Raw genomic sequence first — 17,079 nt, forward strand, 5'->3', positions numbered from 1 at the left:
CCCGGCGAACTTCACGAGACCGGCCGCTCACACGTTGAAGTAGGTGGCCTCCGGATGGTGGAGGACGATGGCGTCGGTGGCCTGCTCGGGCACGAGCTGGAACTCCTCCGACAGCGTCACCCCCACCCGTTCGGGCTCCAGCAGCCACATGATCTTGGCCCGGTCCTCCAGGTCCGGGCACGCACCGTAGCCCAGGGAGAACCGCGCACCCCGGTAGCCGAGCTTGAAGAACGCGTCGAGCTCGGCCGGGTCCTCGCCCGCGAAGCCCAGTTCGGCGCGCACGCGGGTGTGCCAGTACTCGGCCAGTGCCTCGGTCAGCTGCACCGACAGGCCGTGCAGCTCCAGGTAGTCGCGGTAGGCGTTCCGCTCGAACAGTTCGGCGGTGGCACGACTGATCGCCGAGCCCACGGTCACCACCTGGAAGGACACCACGTCCAGCTCGCCGGACTCTTTGGGCCGGAAGAAGTCGGACAGGCACAGGTGGCGGTCCCGGCGCTGGCGCGGGAACGTGAACCGGGTGCGCTCGGCACCGTCCTCGTCCAACACCACGAGGTCGTCGCCCTCGCTGTAGCAGGGGAAGTGGCCGTGCACCACGGCCGCCTCCAGCAGGCCGTCGGTCTGGATGCGGTCCAGCCAGCGGCGCAGGCGCGGGCGGCCCTCGGTCTCCACCAGCTCCTCGTAGGTGGGGCCGTTGCCGCCGCGTGCGGCCTTGAGCCCCCACTGGCCCATGAACGTGGCTCGCTCGTCGAGGAACGCGGCGTAGTCGGCCAGGGGGACGCCCTTGCTGATCCGGTCGCCCCAGAACGGCGGGACCGGCACCCGGTGGTCGGTGGCCACGTCGCTGCGCGCGGGCATGTCCTCGGGTTCGGTGACCTTCAGGCCGGGGCCGGTACGGACCCGGCGCTTGCGCAGCGCGGGCAGTTCGGCGCCCTCCTCGCCGCGTTTGACCGCCATGAAGGTGTCCATCAGGCGCAGTCCCTCGAAGGCGTCCTTGGCGTAGCGCACCTCGCCCTCGAACATCTCCGCCAGGTCCTGCTCCACGTAGGAGCGGGTGAGCGCAGCACCGCCGAGCAGCACCGGGAAGCGCTCGGAGAGCCCGCGGGAGTTCATCTCCTGGAGGTTCTCCTTCATGATGACCGTGGACTTGACCAACAGGCCGGACATGCCGATGATGTCGGCGCGCTCGCGTTCGGCCGCCTCCAGGATGGCCGAGACGGGCTGCTTGATACCGATGTTGACCACGTCGTAGCCGTTGTTGGACAGGATGATGTCGACGAGGTTCTTGCCGATGTCGTGGACGTCGCCCTTGACGGTGGCCAGGACGATGCGGCCCTTGCCGTCGTCGTCGGTCTTCTCCATGTGCGGTTCGAGGTAGGCGACCGCGCCCTTCATGACCTCGGCGGACTTGAGCACGAACGGGAGCTGCATCTGGCCGGAGCCGAACAGCTCGCCGACGACCTTCATCCCGGCGAGCAGGGTGTCGTTGACGATGGCCAGGGCGGGCTTCTCCGAGAGGGCCTCGTCCAGGTCGGTCTCGATGCCGTTCATCTCGCCGTCGATGATGCGCCGCTCCAGGCGCTCCCACAGGGGCAGGGCGGCCAGTTCCTCGGCGCGGGAGGCCTTCATGGACTTGGCGTCCACGCCCTGGAACATGTCGATGAACACGGACAGGGGGTCGTAGCCGTCCGCGCGCCGGTCGTAGACCAGGTCCAGGGCGACCTTGCGCTGCTCCTCGGGGATCTGGTTGATCGGCACGATCTTGGAGGCGTGCACGATCGCCGAGTCCAGGCCTGCCTCGACCGCCTCGTGCAGGAACACCGAGTTCAGCACGATGCGGGCGGCGGGGTTGACGCCGAAGGACAGGTTGGACAGGCCCAGGGTGGTCTGCACGTCCGGGTAGCGGCGCTTGAGCTCGCGGATGGCGTCCAGGGTCTCGATGCCGTCGCGACGCGTCTCCTCCTGCCCCGTGGTGATGGGGAAGGTGAGGCAGTCGATGATGATGTCGCCGGTGGCCAGGCCCCACTGGCCGGTGATCTCCTCGATCAGGCGGGTGGCCACACGCACCTTCCACTCGGCGGTGCGGGCCTGGCCCTCCTCGTCGATGCACAGTCCGACGACGGCCGCGCCGTGCTCGGCGACCAGCCTCATGATGCGGGTGAAGCGCGATTCGGGGCCGTCGCCGTCCTCGTAGTTGACCGAGTTGATGACGGCGCGCCCGCCGAGCGACTCCAGTCCGGCCTCCAGCACGGGGGGCTCGGTGGAGTCGAGCATGACCGGCAGTGTGGAGGCGGTGGCGAAGCGGGAGGCCAGTTCACGCATGTCGCGGACGCCGTCGCGGCCCACGTAGTCGATGTTGAGGTCGAGCAGGTGGGCGCCGTCGGCGATCTGGTCGCGCGCCATCTCCACACAGTCGTCCCAGCGCTCCTCCAGCATAGCCTTGCGGAACTTCTTGGAGCCGTTGGCGTTGGTGCGCTCGCCGATGGCCAGGTAGCTGGCGTCCTGGCGGAAGGGCACGCTCTGGTAGAGCGAGGAGGCGGCCCGCTCCACCAGCGGCCTGCGCTGCTTGACGGCGCGCCCGCGTACCCGCTCGACCACCTGGCGCAGGTGCTCGGGGGTGGTGCCGCAGCAGCCGCCGACCAGGGCCAGGCCGAACTCGGAGGTGAAGGTCTCGTGGGCGTCGGCCAGTTCCTCGGGCGAGAGGGTGTACACGGCGCCGTCGGGGCCCAGTTCGGGCAGGCCGGCGTTGGGCATGCAGGAGATGGGGATGGGCGAGTGGTGCGACAGGTAGCGCAGGTGCTCGCTCATCTCGGCCGGGCCTGTGGAGCAGTTGAGGCCGATGACGTCGATGCCCAGCGGGACCAGGGAGGTCAGCGCGGCGCCGATCTCCGAACCCAGGAGCATGGTGCCGTTGGTCTCGATGCTCACCTGGGCGATGATCGGCACGTCGCGCCCGGCGGCCTCGCGGGCGCTGCGAGCGGCGGTCACCGCGGCCTTGACCTGGAGCAGGTCCTGGCTGGTCTCGATGAGGATCGCGTCGGCACCGCCGGCGATGAGGCCGCGGTGGCACTGCTCGTAGTAGTCGCGCAGCAGGCGGTAGGGGGCGTGGCCCAGCGTGGGCAGCTTGGTGCCGGGGCCGACCGACCCCAGGACGTAGCGGGGCCGCTCATCGGTGGAGTAGGCGTCGGCCGCCTCGCGTGCCACGCGTGCGCCCGCCTCGGCGATCTCGTAGGTGCGCCCCTCGATGCCGTACTCGGCCAGGCCGGCATAGTTGGCGGAGAAGGTATTGGTCTCGACGCAGTCCGAGCCCACTTCGAGGAAGGCGGCGTGGGTGTCGCGGACGATGTCGGGGCGCGTGATGTTGAGGATGTCGTTGCAGCCCTCGTGGCCCTCGAACTGGTCGAGGTCGAGATCGTGCGCCTGGAGCATGGTGCCCATGGCCCCGTCCGCGACGATCACACGCTGGGACAGTGCTTCACGGAAGGTCAGGCGAGCTCTCATCTGCTCCACATCTACTCACTCATGGGGGTGCGCGGCGGCCCGTGCGGCGCACGGCCCGGGGTCGGCCCCGGCAGCGGCCGGGACGGATGGGTGCGGGGACGGCTGCGTCCACGGGGGGCGCTGACTAGCGAGGTTATCCCATCAGGCGTTCCATCCTGTGAGACACCGATCTCACGATAGGCCGCCGAGCCCGAAAGGTGCACGCAAAAAGAGGGTAATCGGACGTTTTTCCGTCCGTTTGCGTTCTACGGCTGGGGCCGGGTCCGCGCACCTGCGACCCCGGGGCCGGTCCTGTGGCCGACAGCACCCTGCGCGTGGCGCTGTGTGGCCCCCTCGGGCCGGGAACACGGTTTCCCGAGCGGGGTCCCACCCCATAGGGTGGACAGCGTCGAGTGCAGGAAGGGGCCGCGGATGGTCAAGCTCACCCGGGAGCTGGTCGATCCTGTCATGGTGGCCGCGTTCGAGGGGTGGAACGACGCCGGAGAGGCGGCGACCCTCGCGGTGGAGCACCTGGCGAAGGTGTGGGACGCACGCGAGCTGTGCGCGCTCACCCCCGACGACTACTACGACTTCCAGGTGACGCGACCGCGCATGTCCGTGGTCAACGGCCTGGCCGGCAAGGTGGAGTGGCCGACCACACGCGTGGCGGTGGCCACCCCGCCCGGGGTCGGACGCGACGTGGTGCTGGTGAACGGCCCCGAGCCCAACATGCGGTGGCGTTCCTACACCGCCGACCTCATGTCGGTCGCCCGGGAGCTGGGCGTGAAGCGGGCGGTGATGCTGGGTTCGCTGCTGGCCGACGCACCGCACACCCGGCCGATCCCGGTGACGGGGATCGCCTCGCCCGTGGAGCTGGGCGCCGGGTACGGCCTGGAGCCCACCACCTACACGGGCCCGACCGGCATCGTGGGCGTGCTGCACGAGGCCCTCTCCGAGGCGGGCGTGGACACGGTGTCGCTGTGGGCTGCCATCCCCCACTACGTGGCGCAGCCGCCCTGTCCGAAGGCGGCCCTGGCCCTGCTGGGCTGGGTGGAGGACCTGGTGGAGGCGGCCGTTCCCCTGGGCGAGCTGCCCGAGGACGCGGTGGCCTGGGAGGCCAATGTCAGCGAGCTCACCGCCGAGGACGAGGACATCTCCGCCTACGTGCGCGGTCTGGAGGAGGCCAAGGACACCGCCGAACTCCCGGAGGCGACCGGCGACGCGATCGCCCGCGAGTTCGAGCGCTACCTGCGCCGCCGCGAGGACGGCTGAACCCCGGCCGCGTCGGCGGCCCCGCGCCGGGCATGATGGCGGTATGACACCTTTTGCGCCCGGGGCCGGAACGTTCCTCTACGACCAGGACTGCGGGTTCTGCCAGCGCGCGGTGGTCTTCGCACGCGAGCGGGTACGTACTCGCACCGCGTTCACCGCCTGGCAGGACGCCGACCTGGCCGCGCTCGGCCTCACCCCGGAGCAGGCCGACGCCCAGGCGTGGGTGGTCTACCCCGACGGACGCCGCTTCGCGGGCGGGGACGCGGTGGCGGAGGTGCTCGTCCACGGCCGCGCCCTCACCCGGCCCGTGGGGCGGCTGATGCGGCTCCCCCTGCTGCGGGCGGTCAACCGTGCCGCCTACCGGTGGGTGGCCGCCCACCGCTACCGGCTGCCGGGAGCAACGGCCTCCTGCGCGGTCGACCGGCGGTGAGGACGCCTCACACCCGCAGTTCGCGCCACTCCCCCGTGGCCCTCACCACCGCCCAGGCCCCCGCGATCCGGGCCAGGCCGCGACGCACCTCGTCGACCACGGCCGGCGCAAGCGGGACCGGGGAGCCGTCCGGTTCCAGGCGCACGGTGAGGCGCAGCCCGTCGAGGACGCGCTGACCGCGCGCGAGTACCTCGGGGTCGGCCCCACCGGTGAGGACGGCCCGGATGGCCTCGCGCAGGGCCAGGGCCTCCTCCAGGTCGCCCAGAGTGATGGGCATGGAGCCCTCGGAGGCCAGGTGGTGGCGGCGCAGGAAGCGGGCGAGGTCGGCCCGGTCGGTGAGCCGGGCACCGGTGGAGGCGAAGTCGGTGACGAGCGCGGCGGCGGTGCTGAGCCGTATGGGAGTGGTCATGGCCGCATATCCCACCATCTCCACACCCTCCGCGTCCGGGAAACGACGAAATCCGGCCGCGTGGCGCCGGGCCGCGGCCCCGCGTGCGAACCCTAGAGCCGCACGCCCAGGAGGGTGTCCAGGGTGGCACGGGCCAGTGCGGGAGCGCCGGTGTCGGTGCCGCCCTCGGTGAGGGCGGCCTCGGCCCAGGCGTCGATCGCGGCCAGGGCCGCGGGCGAGTCCAGGTCCTCGGCCAGTGCGGCGCGGACCGCGGACAGCAGCGGCGTGGCGTCGGGCGCCGATCCCCGGGCGGTGGCGGCGCGCCAGCGCTCCACCCGCGCGCGGGCGACAGGGAGTTCGGCACCGGTCCACTCCCACGGGGAGCGGTAGTGGTGGGCGAGCATGGCGGTGCGGATCACGGCGGGCTCCACGCCCTCCTCGCGGAGCTTGGAGACGAAGACGAGGTTGCCCCGGGACTTGGACATCTTCTCGCCGTCGAGGCCGACCATGCCCACGTGCACGTGGTGGTGGGCGCCCGGGCCGCCGGTCACGCAGCGGGTCTCGGCCGCGCCCATCTCGTGGTGGGGGAAGACGAGGTCGCTGCCGCCGCCGTTGAGGTCGAAGCCGGGGCCGAGCCGGTCCAGGGCGATGGCGCTGCACTCGATGTGCCATCCGGGGCGTCCCCGGCCCAGGGGGCTGTCCCAGGCGGGTTCGCCGGGACGCTCGGCGCGCCAGAGCAGCCAGTCCAGGGGGCCCCGCTTGCCCGCGCGGCCGGGGTCGCCGCCGCGCTCGCCGAACAGGGTGAGCATCTCCTCGTGCTCCAGCCCGCCGACCTCGCCGAACTTGGGGGCCTCGGCGGCGGAGAAGTACAGGTCGCCGTCCAGGTCGTAGGCGGCGCCGGCGGCGCGGATGCGCTCTGCCAGCGCGCTGATGAGGTCGACCGACTCCACGACCCCCACGTAGGAGGTGGGCGGGATGACGCGCAGGGCGGCCATGTCGCCGCGGAACACGTCGATCTCGCGGTGGGCGAGGTCGCGCCAGTCCACGCCGGTGGCCTGGGCGCGCTCCAGGAGCGGGTCGTCGATGTCGGTGGTGTTCTGCACGTAGTCCACCTCGTGTCCGGCGTCGCGCCAGACCCGGTTGACCAGGTCGAAGGTCAGGTAGGTGAAGGCGTGGCCGAGGTGGGCGGCGTCGTAGGGGGTGATCCCGCAGACGTACATCCCGGCCCGGGGGCCCGGTGCCGTCTCCCGTATCCGACCGGTGGCGGTGTCGTGGACACGGAGCGGGCCGCCGGTGCCCGGGAGGGGGGCGATGTCAGGCGCAGACCAGGAACGCATACCCGGAAGACTACGCGACACGGGTGCGGTGAACACCGCGGGATGGCCTGGTACGTCCTGGTGTGTGCGCAGCGACACACCGGTGGCCGACGTCCTCCGTCGACCTTTCGCCGCAGGTGGGCCAGGGTGCGCGGAAGACAGCACGGACTCGCTCGGGTCGGCTTTCAGCCGCCCAGGCGGGGCCTGGCCCGGACGATGAGGAAGGCTCCCAGGACGGCGGACACGGCGCAGGCGGCGGCCAGCAGCACGCCGTCCTGCCGCCAGTGCACGAGGGCACCGGCCACGGAGACCACGTAGAACAGCCAGTAGGAGCTTCTCTCCAGTTGCCCGCCATATCCGCCCATAGGGCCCGTCCCCCTGACCTGAACGCGGTGTGTACGCGTGTGGACCACGGCGTCCGCGCCGTCTGCACACAGAGACGCCCCGGGCGCGCTGCCGGTTTACCGGCCTGTTCACCCGGTGTCGGGAACCGGAGACGGAGCGCACCACCGCTCAGGTCGAGGCGGTTCAGGGCCGGGCCGCCAGCTCCCACTCCAGGAGTTCGAGGTCGGCCTCCACCCCCTCGGCCGCGGTGTCGTGGGGGGCGAGCTCGGCGAGGTCCGCGCGCATGGCGCGGAGTCTGCGGCGGGCGGCGCGCGCCCGTCCGCCGTCGTGGTCCCCGAGCGGCGTCACCCGCAGCTCCCCACGGTCGCTGACCACGCCGGTGGGGGTGCGCAGCGACCAGTCCCAGCCCTGCGCCCCGGTGTCGATGCTCCTCGTGGCGTGCACAAGGACACCGACCCGGTCGTGGGGGCCGCTGTGAACGCGCGTCCACCGGCCGACGAGGTCGGCGGGGTCGTGCGGGAGTTCGTGGGCGCGGCGGGAGAATTCCTGGTGGGCGGGGCTGGCGTTCATTCGGGAGTCCTTCCGAGAGGGGGCTGGCGGGTACCCGGGGCCGTGCGGCGGCACGTCCCCGGGCCGCCGACCGGTTTCGGGCCTCGAGGCCACGGTCCAGTACGCCGCTTATAGCGCGGTTTCGGATCCTTCTACATACCCGGTCGGAGGCCTTGCGCACCTGTGCTGATCCGCGGTGGCCAGGCGGCCCGGCCGACGCCTCACACGTCGACCACGCGCCAGGACCGGGAATCGGCGGGATCGGTGGTGAAGGCGTGTCGGACGGTTCCGGCGTCGGCGGCGACGAGGGTCACCGACCCTGTCGCCCAGACCTTGCCGTCACCGAGTTCGGCGTGGGCGATCAGGCCCGAGGGGTCTCCCGCGCCGCCGGTGCCCGCCGAGCGGGGGGTGTCGCGTGCGGCCGCGGCGAGCAGATCCACCCAGTCCCCCCAGATCTCACCCGTGTCCGGGGCCGCGGCCAGGCCCGCGGGATCGGGGCGGGTGCGCGCGAACTCGGGACGGTGGCGGACCACGCGCGGAGCGGCCGGGTCGAGCCCGGTGTTGACGATGACGCTCACCCCGGCGGACAGAGGACGGGTGTCCAGACGGCGCCCGTCCCAACTGTGCAGCACCGCCCGGTGGGCGTCGGCGTCCAGGAGGTGGAAGGGCGCGTACCTGCCGGCGTCGACCTCGGCCAGGGCGTCCCGGCCGTGCTGGGCGAGGGCGCGCAGCGGCAGGTCGCCGCGGCTCGCCGGGTAGGTGCCCTCCCAGGGCATGCGGCCGTCCCATGGCCACCCGTTGAGCAGCGCGGCCGTGCGCGCACGCGCCGTGTCCACGGCCAGCCAGGTGCCGCCCGCGCTCCGGTCACGGCCTCCGACGGCGTCGGGGTGGTCGGGCCAGTGCCGACCGGGCCCGTCCCAGGGGCGGTCCCGCATCTCGTCCCGGACCGCTGCGATGACCAGCGGCGTGTCCGCGCCGGGGTCGAATCCGACGATGACGGTGCACATGGTGTCCTTCACGTGGTATCGGAACGGTCGCGCCCTCACTGCAACCGTATGCCCGAAAAAGGTATTGCGGCCGGACCGCCGACCGCGAGGTGTGCTTCGTCTCCGCACTGGAGACTGCGGTTCTCACCGGTACGCACCCGGAGGCCCGGGAGCACGACGACCCCGCGGAGGCGCGAACGCGCCTTGGTTCGGCACCGCGGTCCGGGAACAGCTCTTAGTCTTGACAGCGCTGGTGTCCGGCGGTCCGTGTCCCGGGCGGCCGCGGCACCGTCCTCCCCGCCCCGAGCCCCCTACAGGAGAGCCGCGTGCCCGAACATCCCGATCCCCCCGACGGCGGTGCGGTCCGCGCGGCGCTGGCCGCACCCGACCGGGTCGGCCCGGCCGCGCCTGCCGACGAGTCCGGGCTGAGCCGGGCGCAGGTCGCCGAGCGGGTGGCCTCGGGACGGACCAACGACGTCCCGGTCCGGGGCGGCCGCAGCGTCGGTCAGATCATCCGGGGCAACGTGTTCACGCGCATCAACGCGATGATCGCCGTGCTGTTCACCATCATCGCCCTCATCGGGCCCGTCCAGGACGGGCTGTTCGCGATGGTGGTCCTGTGCAACACCCTCATCGGCATCGTGCAGGAGGTCCGGGCCAAGCGGACCCTGGACCGGTTGGCGATCGTGAACGCGGCGCGCCCCCGTGTGGTGCGCGAGGGAGCCGTGGAGCGCGTGGCCGCCCAGGAGATCGTCCTAGACGAGGTGCTGGAGGTGGGCACCGGCGACCAGGTCGTCGTGGACGGGACGGTGATCTCCTCGGGCGCTCTGGAGGTCGACGAGTCGCTGCTGACCGGTGAGGCCGACCCCGTGGCCAAGGCGGTCGGCGACACCGTCATGTCGGGCAGCTTCGTGGTGGCGGGCCACGGGCGGTTCCGGGCGACGAAGGTGGGACGGCACGCCTACGCCGCGCGCCTGGCCGAGGAGGCGAGCCGGTTCTCCCTGGTGCGCTCCGAACTGCGGTCGGGGATCGACCGGATCCTGAAATGGATCACCTACGCGCTCTTCCCTGTCGGGGGCCTGCTGGTCTACAGCCAGTTGTTCCTGGGCGAAGGCACCGCCCTGGAGGAGGCCTCTGCGGGCGGCCAGGTCTCCGGACCCCTCGCCGACGCGCTGCGCGGCATGGTGGCGGCTCTGGTGTCGATGGTCCCCGAAGGGCTGATCCTGCTCACCAGCATCGCGTTCGCGGTGGGGGTGGTCCGGCTGGGCCGCCACAGGTGCCTGGTCCAGGAGCTGCCCGCGATCGAGGGCCTGGCCCGGGTGGACGTGGTGTGCACCGACAAGACGGGCACCCTCACCGAGGCGGGGATGCGGCTGTCCGCCGTCCGCGAACTGGGCGGCGGGGAGGGCCCGCAGGACTCCCCCGCCCGTGTGCTCGCCGCGCTGGCCGCCGGCGACCCCGACCCCAACCCGAGCATGGCGGCGATCGCCCGGGGCTGCGCCGCGACCGGAGGGCAGGCCCCGGACTGGCCGGTGACGGCGCTGGTTCCCTTCTCCTCGGCCCGCAAGTGGAGCGGCGCGAGCCTGCTGACACCGGAGGGGGAGCGGCACTGGGTACTGGGCGCCGCCGACGTCCTGGTGCCCGCGGACGACCCCGCCGCGGCCGAGGCCGCCCGGCTGGGCGGTCAGGGGCACCGGGTCCTGCTCCTGGCACGGGCCGCCGAGCGCGTGGACACCCACGGGCTCCCCGGCGGGCTGCGGCCCGCGGCCCTGGTGGTGCTGGACCAGCGGGTGCGCGAGGACGCCGGACCCACCCTGGACTACTTCGGCGCACAGGGGGTGGACGTCAAGATCGTCTCCGGCGACCACGCGGCGGCCGTGGGCGCGGTGGGGCGCGAGGTGGGGCTGGCCGGAGCCGACCGCCCGGTGGACGTCCGGGACCTGCCCGAGGACCGCGACGACCTGGCCGAGGCCGTGGAGCGCCACTCCTCGTTCGGTCGGGTGGGCCCCGAGCGCAAACGCGACATGGTGCGGGGGCTGCGCGACCGCGGCCGCACGGTGGCCATGACCGGCGACGGCGTCAACGACGTTCTGGCGCTGAAGGAGGCCGACATCGGCGTGGCGATGGGCTCGGGCAGCCCGGCCTCGCGCTCGGTCGCGCAGTTGGTGCTGCTGGAGGACCGGTTCGCGGTGCTGCCGAGGGTCGTGGCCGAGGGCCGCCGCGTGATCGGCAACATCGAACGGGTGGCAGGGCTGTTCCTGACCAAGACCGTGTACACGATGGTGCTGGCCGTGGTCGTGGGCCTGCTGGCGGTGGCCTACCCGTTCTTCCCCCGGCACGCCACCCTGATCAACGCGGTGACCTTCGGTATCCCCTCGTTCTTCCTGGCGCTGGCACCCAACACCGACATCGTCCGCCCCGGGTTCGTGCTGCGAACGCTGCGGCTGGCGGTCCCCGCCGGGACGGTGTCGGGTGTGGCGGCCGTGACGACCTACCTGCTGGTGCTGGGCGGGCGGACCGTCCCCGACCCCGCCGACCGGACCGCCGTGGTGATCACGCTGTGCGCGACCACCCTGTGGGTGCTGCTGCTGGTGGCCCGGCCCTACGTGTGGTGGAAGGCCGTGCTGGTGGCGGCCATGGCGGGCCTGCTGGTGCTGGCCCTGGTCACACCGCTGGGACAGGGGTTCTTCGACCTGGACGTGAGCGACCCGGCCAAGGTGCTCACCGGCCTGGCGGTGGCCGGGTGCGCGATCGCGGCGATCACCGTCATCCGCGTCGTGGACGATCGGATGACGGCCCGGGCGGCGGCCCGTGAGGCGGGTCCCGAGCGGTCGGTCCGCGGGGCCGCGTCGTGACCGGGGCGGGGGACGCGTCGACGGGCGGCCTGCCGCGGCCCCCGGCCGCACCACGGGGTGCTCCGACGGGCCGGGCCCGCGCGGGTCTGGCGCTGCTCCTGGGGCTGCTGTCGGCGCTGGGGCCGCTGTCCATCGACACCTATCTGCCGGGCTTCCCCGCCATCGCCGCCGAACTGGAGGCGTCGGAGTCCGGTGTGCAGGCGAGCCTGACCACGTGCATGATGGGCCTGGCTGCGGGCCAGGTGGTGGTCGGTCCCCTGAGCGACGCCCTGGGGCGGCGCGGGCCGCTGCTGGTGTGCCTGGCGCTGTTCGTCGCCTCGTCGCTGCTGTGCGCCCTGGCACCGGGGACCGGCGCCCTGGCCCTCACACGCTTCCTCCAGGGCTTCACCGCCTCGGCCGGGGTGGTGCTCTCGCGCGCGGTGGTGCGCGACGTATTCGGCGGCACGGACATGACGCGGTTCTTCGCGGCCCTGACCGCGATCATCGCGGTGACCCCCCTGGTGGCGCCGCTGGTGGGCAGCGGGATCCTGGCACTGCCCTTCGGTGGCTGGCGGGTGGTCTTCGTCTTCCTTGCCGCGCTCGGCGCGGTCGTCGCCGCGATCGCCTTCGCCCGTTTGGCGGAGACCCTGCCCGCGCGTCGGCGCGTGCCCGGCAGCCTCGGGGGCACCCTGCGTTCGATGGGTGCGCTGCTGCTCGACCGGACCTTCTTGGCCTACGCACTGGCCCTGGGGCTGCTGCACGGTGGAAGCTTCGCCTACGTGGCGGGGACGCCGTTCGTCTATCAGGAGCTGTACGGGCTGTCCGCCCAGGGGTTCGGGGCGCTCTTCGCCTCGGGCGGACTGGCCATGGTCGCGGGCAGCGCCTCCGTGGGCCGGCTCAGCGAGCGGTTCACGGAGCGCTCCCTGCTGTGGGCCGCCTCCTCCACCGCGACGGCGGCTGCGGGGGCGATCCTGGCCGCCGCGCTCATGCACGCTCCGCTGGCCGCCCTCGCGCTGTCCTCGGTCGTGTACACGGCCTCGATGGGGGCGCTGCTGGCGTCGGGCTCGGCTCTGGCGATGCGCGGCCAGGAGGAGCGGGCGGGATCGGCCAGCGCTCTGATCGGCGCCTTCCCGATGCTCATCGGCGCCCTGGCCGCGCCGCTGGTGGGTCTGGGCGGTCAGAGCGCGGTGCCCATGGGCGTGGTGCTGTTCGGCTCGGCCGCCCTGGGCCTGCTGGCTCTGGCGGCGGGGCGGCACCCGGGCCGCTGAGCCCCGTGCACGGCCGGGTCCGGACCCGGCCGGTTCCCGTGGGAGCGGACGGTGCCGTGCCGTCAGCGCCTGTCGTCGTCCACCGGCTCGAAGTGGCCCTGGATGACGCGGCCTCGGGACGAGCCGGCGCTGTCGGCCCCTCCCCCGGGGCCGCCGCCGGGGCGGGGGCCGAACGGGCCGCCCTGACCGGGAACGCCGCCCGCCGGAGGGGTGAACCGGCGGTCCATGCGCTCCTGCATACGGCTCATCCGGCGCCGGGTCCAGCCGCTGAAGGCCCACCTCAGGGCGGGCCGTGTGAAGGGCTGGACCATCAGCACGCCCAGGAGGGCGGTGAGGAAGCCGGGCACGACGAGCAGGAGCCCGCCGACCATGACCATGAGCGGGTCGAGCAGGCCTCCGCGCGGTGGCTCACCGGAGCGCATGGCCTCGTCCGCGTCGCGGAACGCCTTCGTGCCCGCGCGGCGCAGCACACCGCCGCCGAGCACGGTGAGGGAGACCAGCACGGCGATCGTCCACGGCACCCCGATCCACCCGCCGACCACGATCATCAGCCACACTTCCACGAACGGAAGCGCCATGAGCGCCAGCAGAACCAGCAGCGCCATCGGACACCATCCCATCTCGGCACTCGTCCCTGCCGTGGTCAACGCGCACCCGCGGCCCATGGTTCCCGCGGCGGCCGAGGCGCAGGTCCCCGGCCCGTCCGCTACCGGCTGCGGGCGCGGCGGCCGACGACCACGGCGGCGACGGCGGCCGCGAGGCCCACCGCGCTCAGCAGAGCCTCGGGGAGCGCGCCCAGCCGGGTGGCGGTCGAGGGTCCCTCAACGGTGGTGATCTCGGCCACGTGCAGGTCGGCCTCGGCCTCGGGCGAGGTGTAGACGGCGCTGCCGTCGGGCTCCACCACCGCGCTGATGCCGCTGGTGGAGACGACGACTGCGGTCCGGCCGTGTTCGACGGCGCGCAACTGGGTGATGGCCAACTGCTGCTCGGACTGGCCGGTGAAGTTGTAGTTGGCGTTGTTGGTGGGGACCACGATGACCTGTCCACCGGCGGCGACGGACTCGCGCACCGGCCGGTCGAAGGCCACGTCGAAGCAGATGGCCACGGCCAGGGTGGTCCCGCCCGCCTCCAGCGCACCGGGTTCGGTGCCCGGGACCGCGTCGGAGCCCACCTGTTCGAGCCGGGCCACGAACCGGGTGAAGAAGTCGCGGTAGGGGATGTACTCGCCGAAGGGCACGAGGAAGCGCTTGTCGTAGGCCTGGCCCGGACCGGTCCGGGGGTCCCACACCACGCTCTGGATGTAGCGGGTGCCATCGTCGTTGAACCGGCTCAGGCCCCACAGCAGGGGTGCGCCGATGTCACGCGCGGCCCCGGAGATGAGGCGTTCGGCCTCGGGGTCGCGGAAGGGGTCGATGTCGCTGGCGTTCTCCGGAAGCAGCACCACGTCCGGCTGGGGGTAGGCGCCCGCGCGGACGGCGTCGGCGAGATCGTGGACGCCGTCGACGTGGTTGCGCAGCACCTGGGCGCGTTCACCGGTGATGCTCACCTGGCCGACACCGGGCACGTTGCCCTGCACCATGGCGACCGTGACGGTCCCGGACTCGGCGGGGCGGCCGACCGCCGGGGCCAGGGTGGCACCCGCGACGACCGCCGCGGCGGCGGCGAGCGCGGCCCCGGACAGGGCGAGGGAGCGGCCCCGGCCCGGCTCCGCTCCGCGCAGGGCCGACACCGTGCGCAGCACGCTCCACAGCGCCAGGCCGCCGGTGAGGGCGACCGCGAAGGTGACCAGGGGGGAGGAGCCCAGGGCGGCGTAGCCGGAGAAGGGGGTGTCGGGCTGGGCGAAGGCGAGTTTGCCCCAGGGGAAGCCGCCCAGCGGCCAGCGGGCGCGCAGGGCCTCCTGGGCCACCCACAGGGCGGCGGTCGTGGCGGGCCACAGGGGCATCCGCAGGGCCAGGGACAGCCCCATGGCCATGGGAACGAAGTACACGCACTCGGCGGCGGCGATGAGCAGCCACACGTCGAGGCCGAAGATGCCCTGCCAGCTCACCAGCGGCACCATGAGCACGGCCGCGGCCAGGCCGCCCAGCCAGGCGGCACGGCGCAGCCGGGTTCCGGCGACGGCGAAGGCGAGCAGGGCGGCGCTCAGCGGCCCCAGCCACCACCATCCATAGGGCGGCAGGGCGAAGAGCTGGGCCAGGCCGGAGGCCACGGCGGCCAGGAAGCGCCAGAGCAGGTCGTATCCGCCCCAGCGGTGGCCGAGAGAGAGCGTGGAGGGCCACCGGTCCGGGGGCGCCTGCGAGCGCCCGGGTGCGGGTTCGTCGGTGTCCGGGGCGCGTTCGGTGTGCTCGGCGACCACGTGGGCTGCTCGCTTTCGGCTGCGGGGAGGTGCGTGCTCGCGGCCCAGGATATGGGGGGACGCGGAAAAGGCCCGAGCCACCCTTCGGACCGGCTCCGTCCCGTCGGCGGCGAGCTCGGAAAACCGTTGTCTACTGGATGTTCGGGCCTTTTCCGGGTCCAACCCCCCGCCCGGCCGTGTCGAACCGCCCTTCACCCGATCCCGGCTGCACCTGGCGCGTGATGCAGCGTCCGATCGGACGAGTGGGGGACGCGCGACCGGTCCGTCCAGTGCTGGACTGGTCGTTAGGTTACCCAGACTCCCCGACCCGGTGGCTCAACCCGGTCAGCCGTGTCGTAGGACCGGCGGGCCGAGCACGCGTGCGGGGAGGGGGTTGACCGTCGGACAGGCTAACGCACATGGGGTCGCCCGTGCTAGTCGGCCAGGAGGGTCCGGTACGGCGTTCGCACCTGATCGATTTTCTGTCAGCTCTGGACATTTCAGTCAGATTCATGTGTCATGTGATCAACAAAGATCCTGTTTCGATCAGATTCGAAACACTGGGGGCCTTCCCCGTACAGCCACGAACCGGACCGGGAGCGCGAGAGCATGGCGGAGATCGAACTCAAAGGCGTCGACAAGATCTACGGGGGCGACGTCAAGGCCGTCGACGACCTGAACCTGCGGATCGAGGACGGCGAGTTCATGGTGCTCGTCGGCCCCTCCGGCTGCGGCAAGTCCACCGCGCTGCGCATGATCGCCGGCCTGGAGGAGATCTCCGACGGAACCCTGGAGATCGGCGGCGAGATCGTCAACGACCGCGCCCCCAAGGACCGCGACATCGCGATGGTCTTCCAGAACTACGCGCTCTACCCCCACATGACGGTCGAGCAGAACCTCGCCTTCGGTCTGAAGCTGCGCAAGGTCTCCAAGGCCGAGATCGCCCGCCGCGTCAACGAGGCTGCCGGGATGCTGGGCCTGGATCCCTACCTCAAGCGCAAGCCCGGCGCTCTGTCGGGCGGCCAGCGCCAGCGCGTGGCGATGGGCCGCGCCATCGTGCGCGAGCCCCGCGCCTTCCTCATGGACGAGCCGCTGTCCAACCTCGACGCCAAGCTGCGCGTGCAGATGCGCGCCTCCCTCAACCAGCTCCACGAGCGCTTGGGCGTCACCACCGTCTACGTCACCCACGACCAGACCGAGGCGATGACCCTCGGCGACCGGGTCGCCGTGCTGCGCGACGGCCGCCTCCAGCAGGTCGACACCCCCAAGCGGCTGTTCGACGCCCCCGTCAACCTCTTCGTGGCCGGGTTCATCGGCTCCCCCGCCATGAACTTCGTCGAGGCCGACCTGTCCGCCGACGGCGACGGCGCGCTCCTGGCCTTCGCCGACCACAAGATCCCGGTGCCCGCGTCGCTCCTGGAGTCCCGCAAGGAGCTGCGCGACTACCTGGGCCAGCGGGTCATCCTGGGCATCCGCCCCTCGGACTTCAGTGACGCCGAGACGGGCGGCGACGGCGGCCCCACCCTCGACATCACCGCCGAGGTGACCGAGGAGCTGGGCACCGAGATCAACGTCATCTTCGGTATCGACGCCCCGCCGGTCCGCCACGAGGACGCCGCCGCCCTGGCCAAGGACGCCGCAGGCGAGGACGAGGGCTCCGAGGCCGGCCTCCCGCTGGGCGCGGACCGCTCGATGTTCACCGCCCGCGTCAGCCCGCGCAGCCAGGTCCGGCCCGGCAACACGATCAGCCTGTCCGTGGACGTGGACCAGCTCCACTTCTTCGACCGCGTCAGCGGCCTGGCGATCGGCTCCCCGCACGACCGCTGACTCCGCCGGCCGGACCCGCCGCCCCCGGCCCACATGGCCGGGGGCGGCGCCG

The 17,079-nt window shown here is 72.7% G+C and carries 13 protein-coding genes; 5 read left to right on the top strand and 8 right to left on the bottom strand.

Annotated elements, in window-relative coordinates:
• Positions 1–27: 27 nt before the first annotated feature.
• Positions 28–3,498, bottom strand: a complete 3,471-nt coding sequence (metH, locus tag B042_RS0103285; RefSeq protein WP_081748579.1) for a methionine synthase — start codon at positions 3,496–3,498, stop codon at positions 28–30.
• Between the two features lie 411 nt (positions 3,499–3,909).
• Between metH and B042_RS0103290 the strand changes: the two genes are divergently transcribed.
• Together B042_RS0103290 and B042_RS0103295 are read left to right on the top strand one after the other, a co-directional pair.
• Complete coding sequence (locus tag B042_RS0103290) at positions 3,910–4,749, top strand: PAC2 family protein (RefSeq protein WP_028647043.1); 840 nt, start codon at positions 3,910–3,912, stop codon at positions 4,747–4,749.
• A 43-nt stretch (positions 4,750–4,792) separates the two neighbouring features.
• The gene (locus B042_RS0103295; RefSeq protein WP_028647044.1) at positions 4,793–5,179 is read left to right on the top strand and encodes a thiol-disulfide oxidoreductase DCC family protein; all 387 of its coding nucleotides are present in this window, start codon (positions 4,793–4,795) and stop codon (positions 5,177–5,179) included.
• Positions 5,180–5,186: 7 nt separating this feature from the next.
• Here the strand turns inward: B042_RS0103295 and B042_RS0103300 are convergent, their stop codons facing one another.
• The 5 genes from B042_RS0103300 to B042_RS0103320 all read right to left on the bottom strand — a co-directional run bounded on the left by B042_RS0103300 (position 5,187) and on the right by B042_RS0103320 (position 8,784).
• The gene (locus B042_RS0103300) at positions 5,187–5,588 is read right to left on the bottom strand and encodes an ABATE domain-containing protein (protein WP_028647045.1); all 402 of its coding nucleotides are present in this window, start codon (positions 5,586–5,588) and stop codon (positions 5,187–5,189) included.
• A gap of 92 nt (positions 5,589–5,680) precedes the next feature.
• Entirely contained in the window at positions 5,681–6,904 is a 1,224-nt protein-coding gene (gene mshC / locus B042_RS0103305) for a cysteine--1-D-myo-inosityl 2-amino-2-deoxy-alpha-D-glucopyranoside ligase (RefSeq protein WP_081748566.1), read from the bottom strand.
• Positions 6,905–7,068: 164 nt separating this feature from the next.
• Positions 7,069–7,248 (bottom strand): hypothetical protein, encoded by a 180-nt coding sequence (locus tag B042_RS0103310; protein WP_028647047.1) that lies wholly within the window; start codon positions 7,246–7,248, stop codon positions 7,069–7,071.
• Between the two features lie 163 nt (positions 7,249–7,411).
• Positions 7,412–7,798, bottom strand: a complete 387-nt coding sequence (locus B042_RS21790) for a hypothetical protein (RefSeq protein ID WP_051415432.1) — start codon at positions 7,796–7,798, stop codon at positions 7,412–7,414.
• A 200-nt stretch (positions 7,799–7,998) separates the two neighbouring features.
• Positions 7,999–8,784, bottom strand: coding sequence for an NRDE family protein (locus B042_RS0103320; RefSeq protein ID WP_028647048.1), 786 nt, complete (start codon positions 8,782–8,784; stop codon positions 7,999–8,001).
• A 305-nt stretch (positions 8,785–9,089) separates the two neighbouring features.
• Between B042_RS0103320 and B042_RS21795 the strand changes: the two genes are divergently transcribed.
• On the top strand, positions 9,090–11,618 hold the full coding sequence (locus B042_RS21795) for an HAD-IC family P-type ATPase (RefSeq protein ID WP_081748567.1): 2,529 nt from the start codon (positions 9,090–9,092) through the stop codon (positions 11,616–11,618).
• Between the two features lie 29 nt (positions 11,619–11,647).
• A complete protein-coding gene (locus B042_RS0103330) occupies positions 11,648–12,865 on the top strand; it encodes a multidrug effflux MFS transporter (protein ID WP_028647049.1) in 1,218 nt (405 codons plus the stop codon).
• A 62-nt stretch (positions 12,866–12,927) separates the two neighbouring features.
• On the opposite strand, the gene B042_RS0103335 is transcribed toward B042_RS0103330, so the two are convergent.
• Entirely contained in the window at positions 12,928–13,470 is a 543-nt protein-coding gene (locus tag B042_RS0103335; RefSeq protein WP_028647050.1) for an FxsA family protein, read from the bottom strand.
• A gap of 101 nt (positions 13,471–13,571) precedes the next feature.
• Positions 13,572–15,221, bottom strand: a complete 1,650-nt coding sequence (gene lnt / locus B042_RS0103340) for an apolipoprotein N-acyltransferase (protein WP_028647051.1) — start codon at positions 15,219–15,221, stop codon at positions 13,572–13,574.
• Between the two features lie 588 nt (positions 15,222–15,809).
• Between lnt and B042_RS0103345 the strand changes: the two genes are divergently transcribed.
• Positions 15,810–17,027 carry an ABC transporter ATP-binding protein gene (locus B042_RS0103345; protein ID WP_028647052.1) on the top strand — a complete coding sequence of 406 codons (1,218 nt, stop codon included), beginning with the start codon at positions 15,810–15,812 and terminating at the stop codon, positions 17,025–17,027.
• The last annotated feature ends 52 nt before the right edge of the window (positions 17,028–17,079 follow it).

This window comes from Nocardiopsis sp. CNT312, assembly GCF_000515115.1.
In the GTDB taxonomy this organism is placed as follows: Bacteria; Actinomycetota; Actinomycetes; order Streptosporangiales; family Streptosporangiaceae; genus Nocardiopsis.

What these genes read in the sequence shown, in the direction of transcription:
- metH (WP_081748579.1), bottom strand. Translation starts at nt 3,498, where the DNA reads ATGAGAGCTCGCCTGACCTTCCGTGAAGCACTGTCCCAGCGTGTGATC.
- B042_RS0103290 (WP_028647043.1), top strand. Translation starts at nt 3,910, where the DNA reads ATGGTCAAGCTCACCCGGGAGCTGGTCGATCCTGTCATGGTGGCCGCG.
- B042_RS0103295 (WP_028647044.1), top strand. Translation starts at nt 4,793, where the DNA reads ATGACACCTTTTGCGCCCGGGGCCGGAACGTTCCTCTACGACCAGGAC.
- B042_RS0103300 (WP_028647045.1), bottom strand. Translation starts at nt 5,588, where the DNA reads ATGACCACTCCCATACGGCTCAGCACCGCCGCCGCGCTCGTCACCGAC.
- mshC (WP_081748566.1), bottom strand. Translation starts at nt 6,904, where the DNA reads ATGCGTTCCTGGTCTGCGCCTGACATCGCCCCCCTCCCGGGCACCGGC.
- B042_RS0103310 (WP_028647047.1), bottom strand. Translation starts at nt 7,248, where the DNA reads ATGGGCGGATATGGCGGGCAACTGGAGAGAAGCTCCTACTGGCTGTTC.
- B042_RS21790 (WP_051415432.1), bottom strand. Translation starts at nt 7,798, where the DNA reads ATGAACGCCAGCCCCGCCCACCAGGAATTCTCCCGCCGCGCCCACGAA.
- B042_RS0103320 (WP_028647048.1), bottom strand. Translation starts at nt 8,784, where the DNA reads ATGTGCACCGTCATCGTCGGATTCGACCCCGGCGCGGACACGCCGCTG.
- B042_RS0103335 (WP_028647050.1), bottom strand. Translation starts at nt 13,470, where the DNA reads ATGGCGCTGCTGGTTCTGCTGGCGCTCATGGCGCTTCCGTTCGTGGAA.
- B042_RS0103345 (WP_028647052.1), top strand. Translation starts at nt 15,810, where the DNA reads ATGGCGGAGATCGAACTCAAAGGCGTCGACAAGATCTACGGGGGCGAC.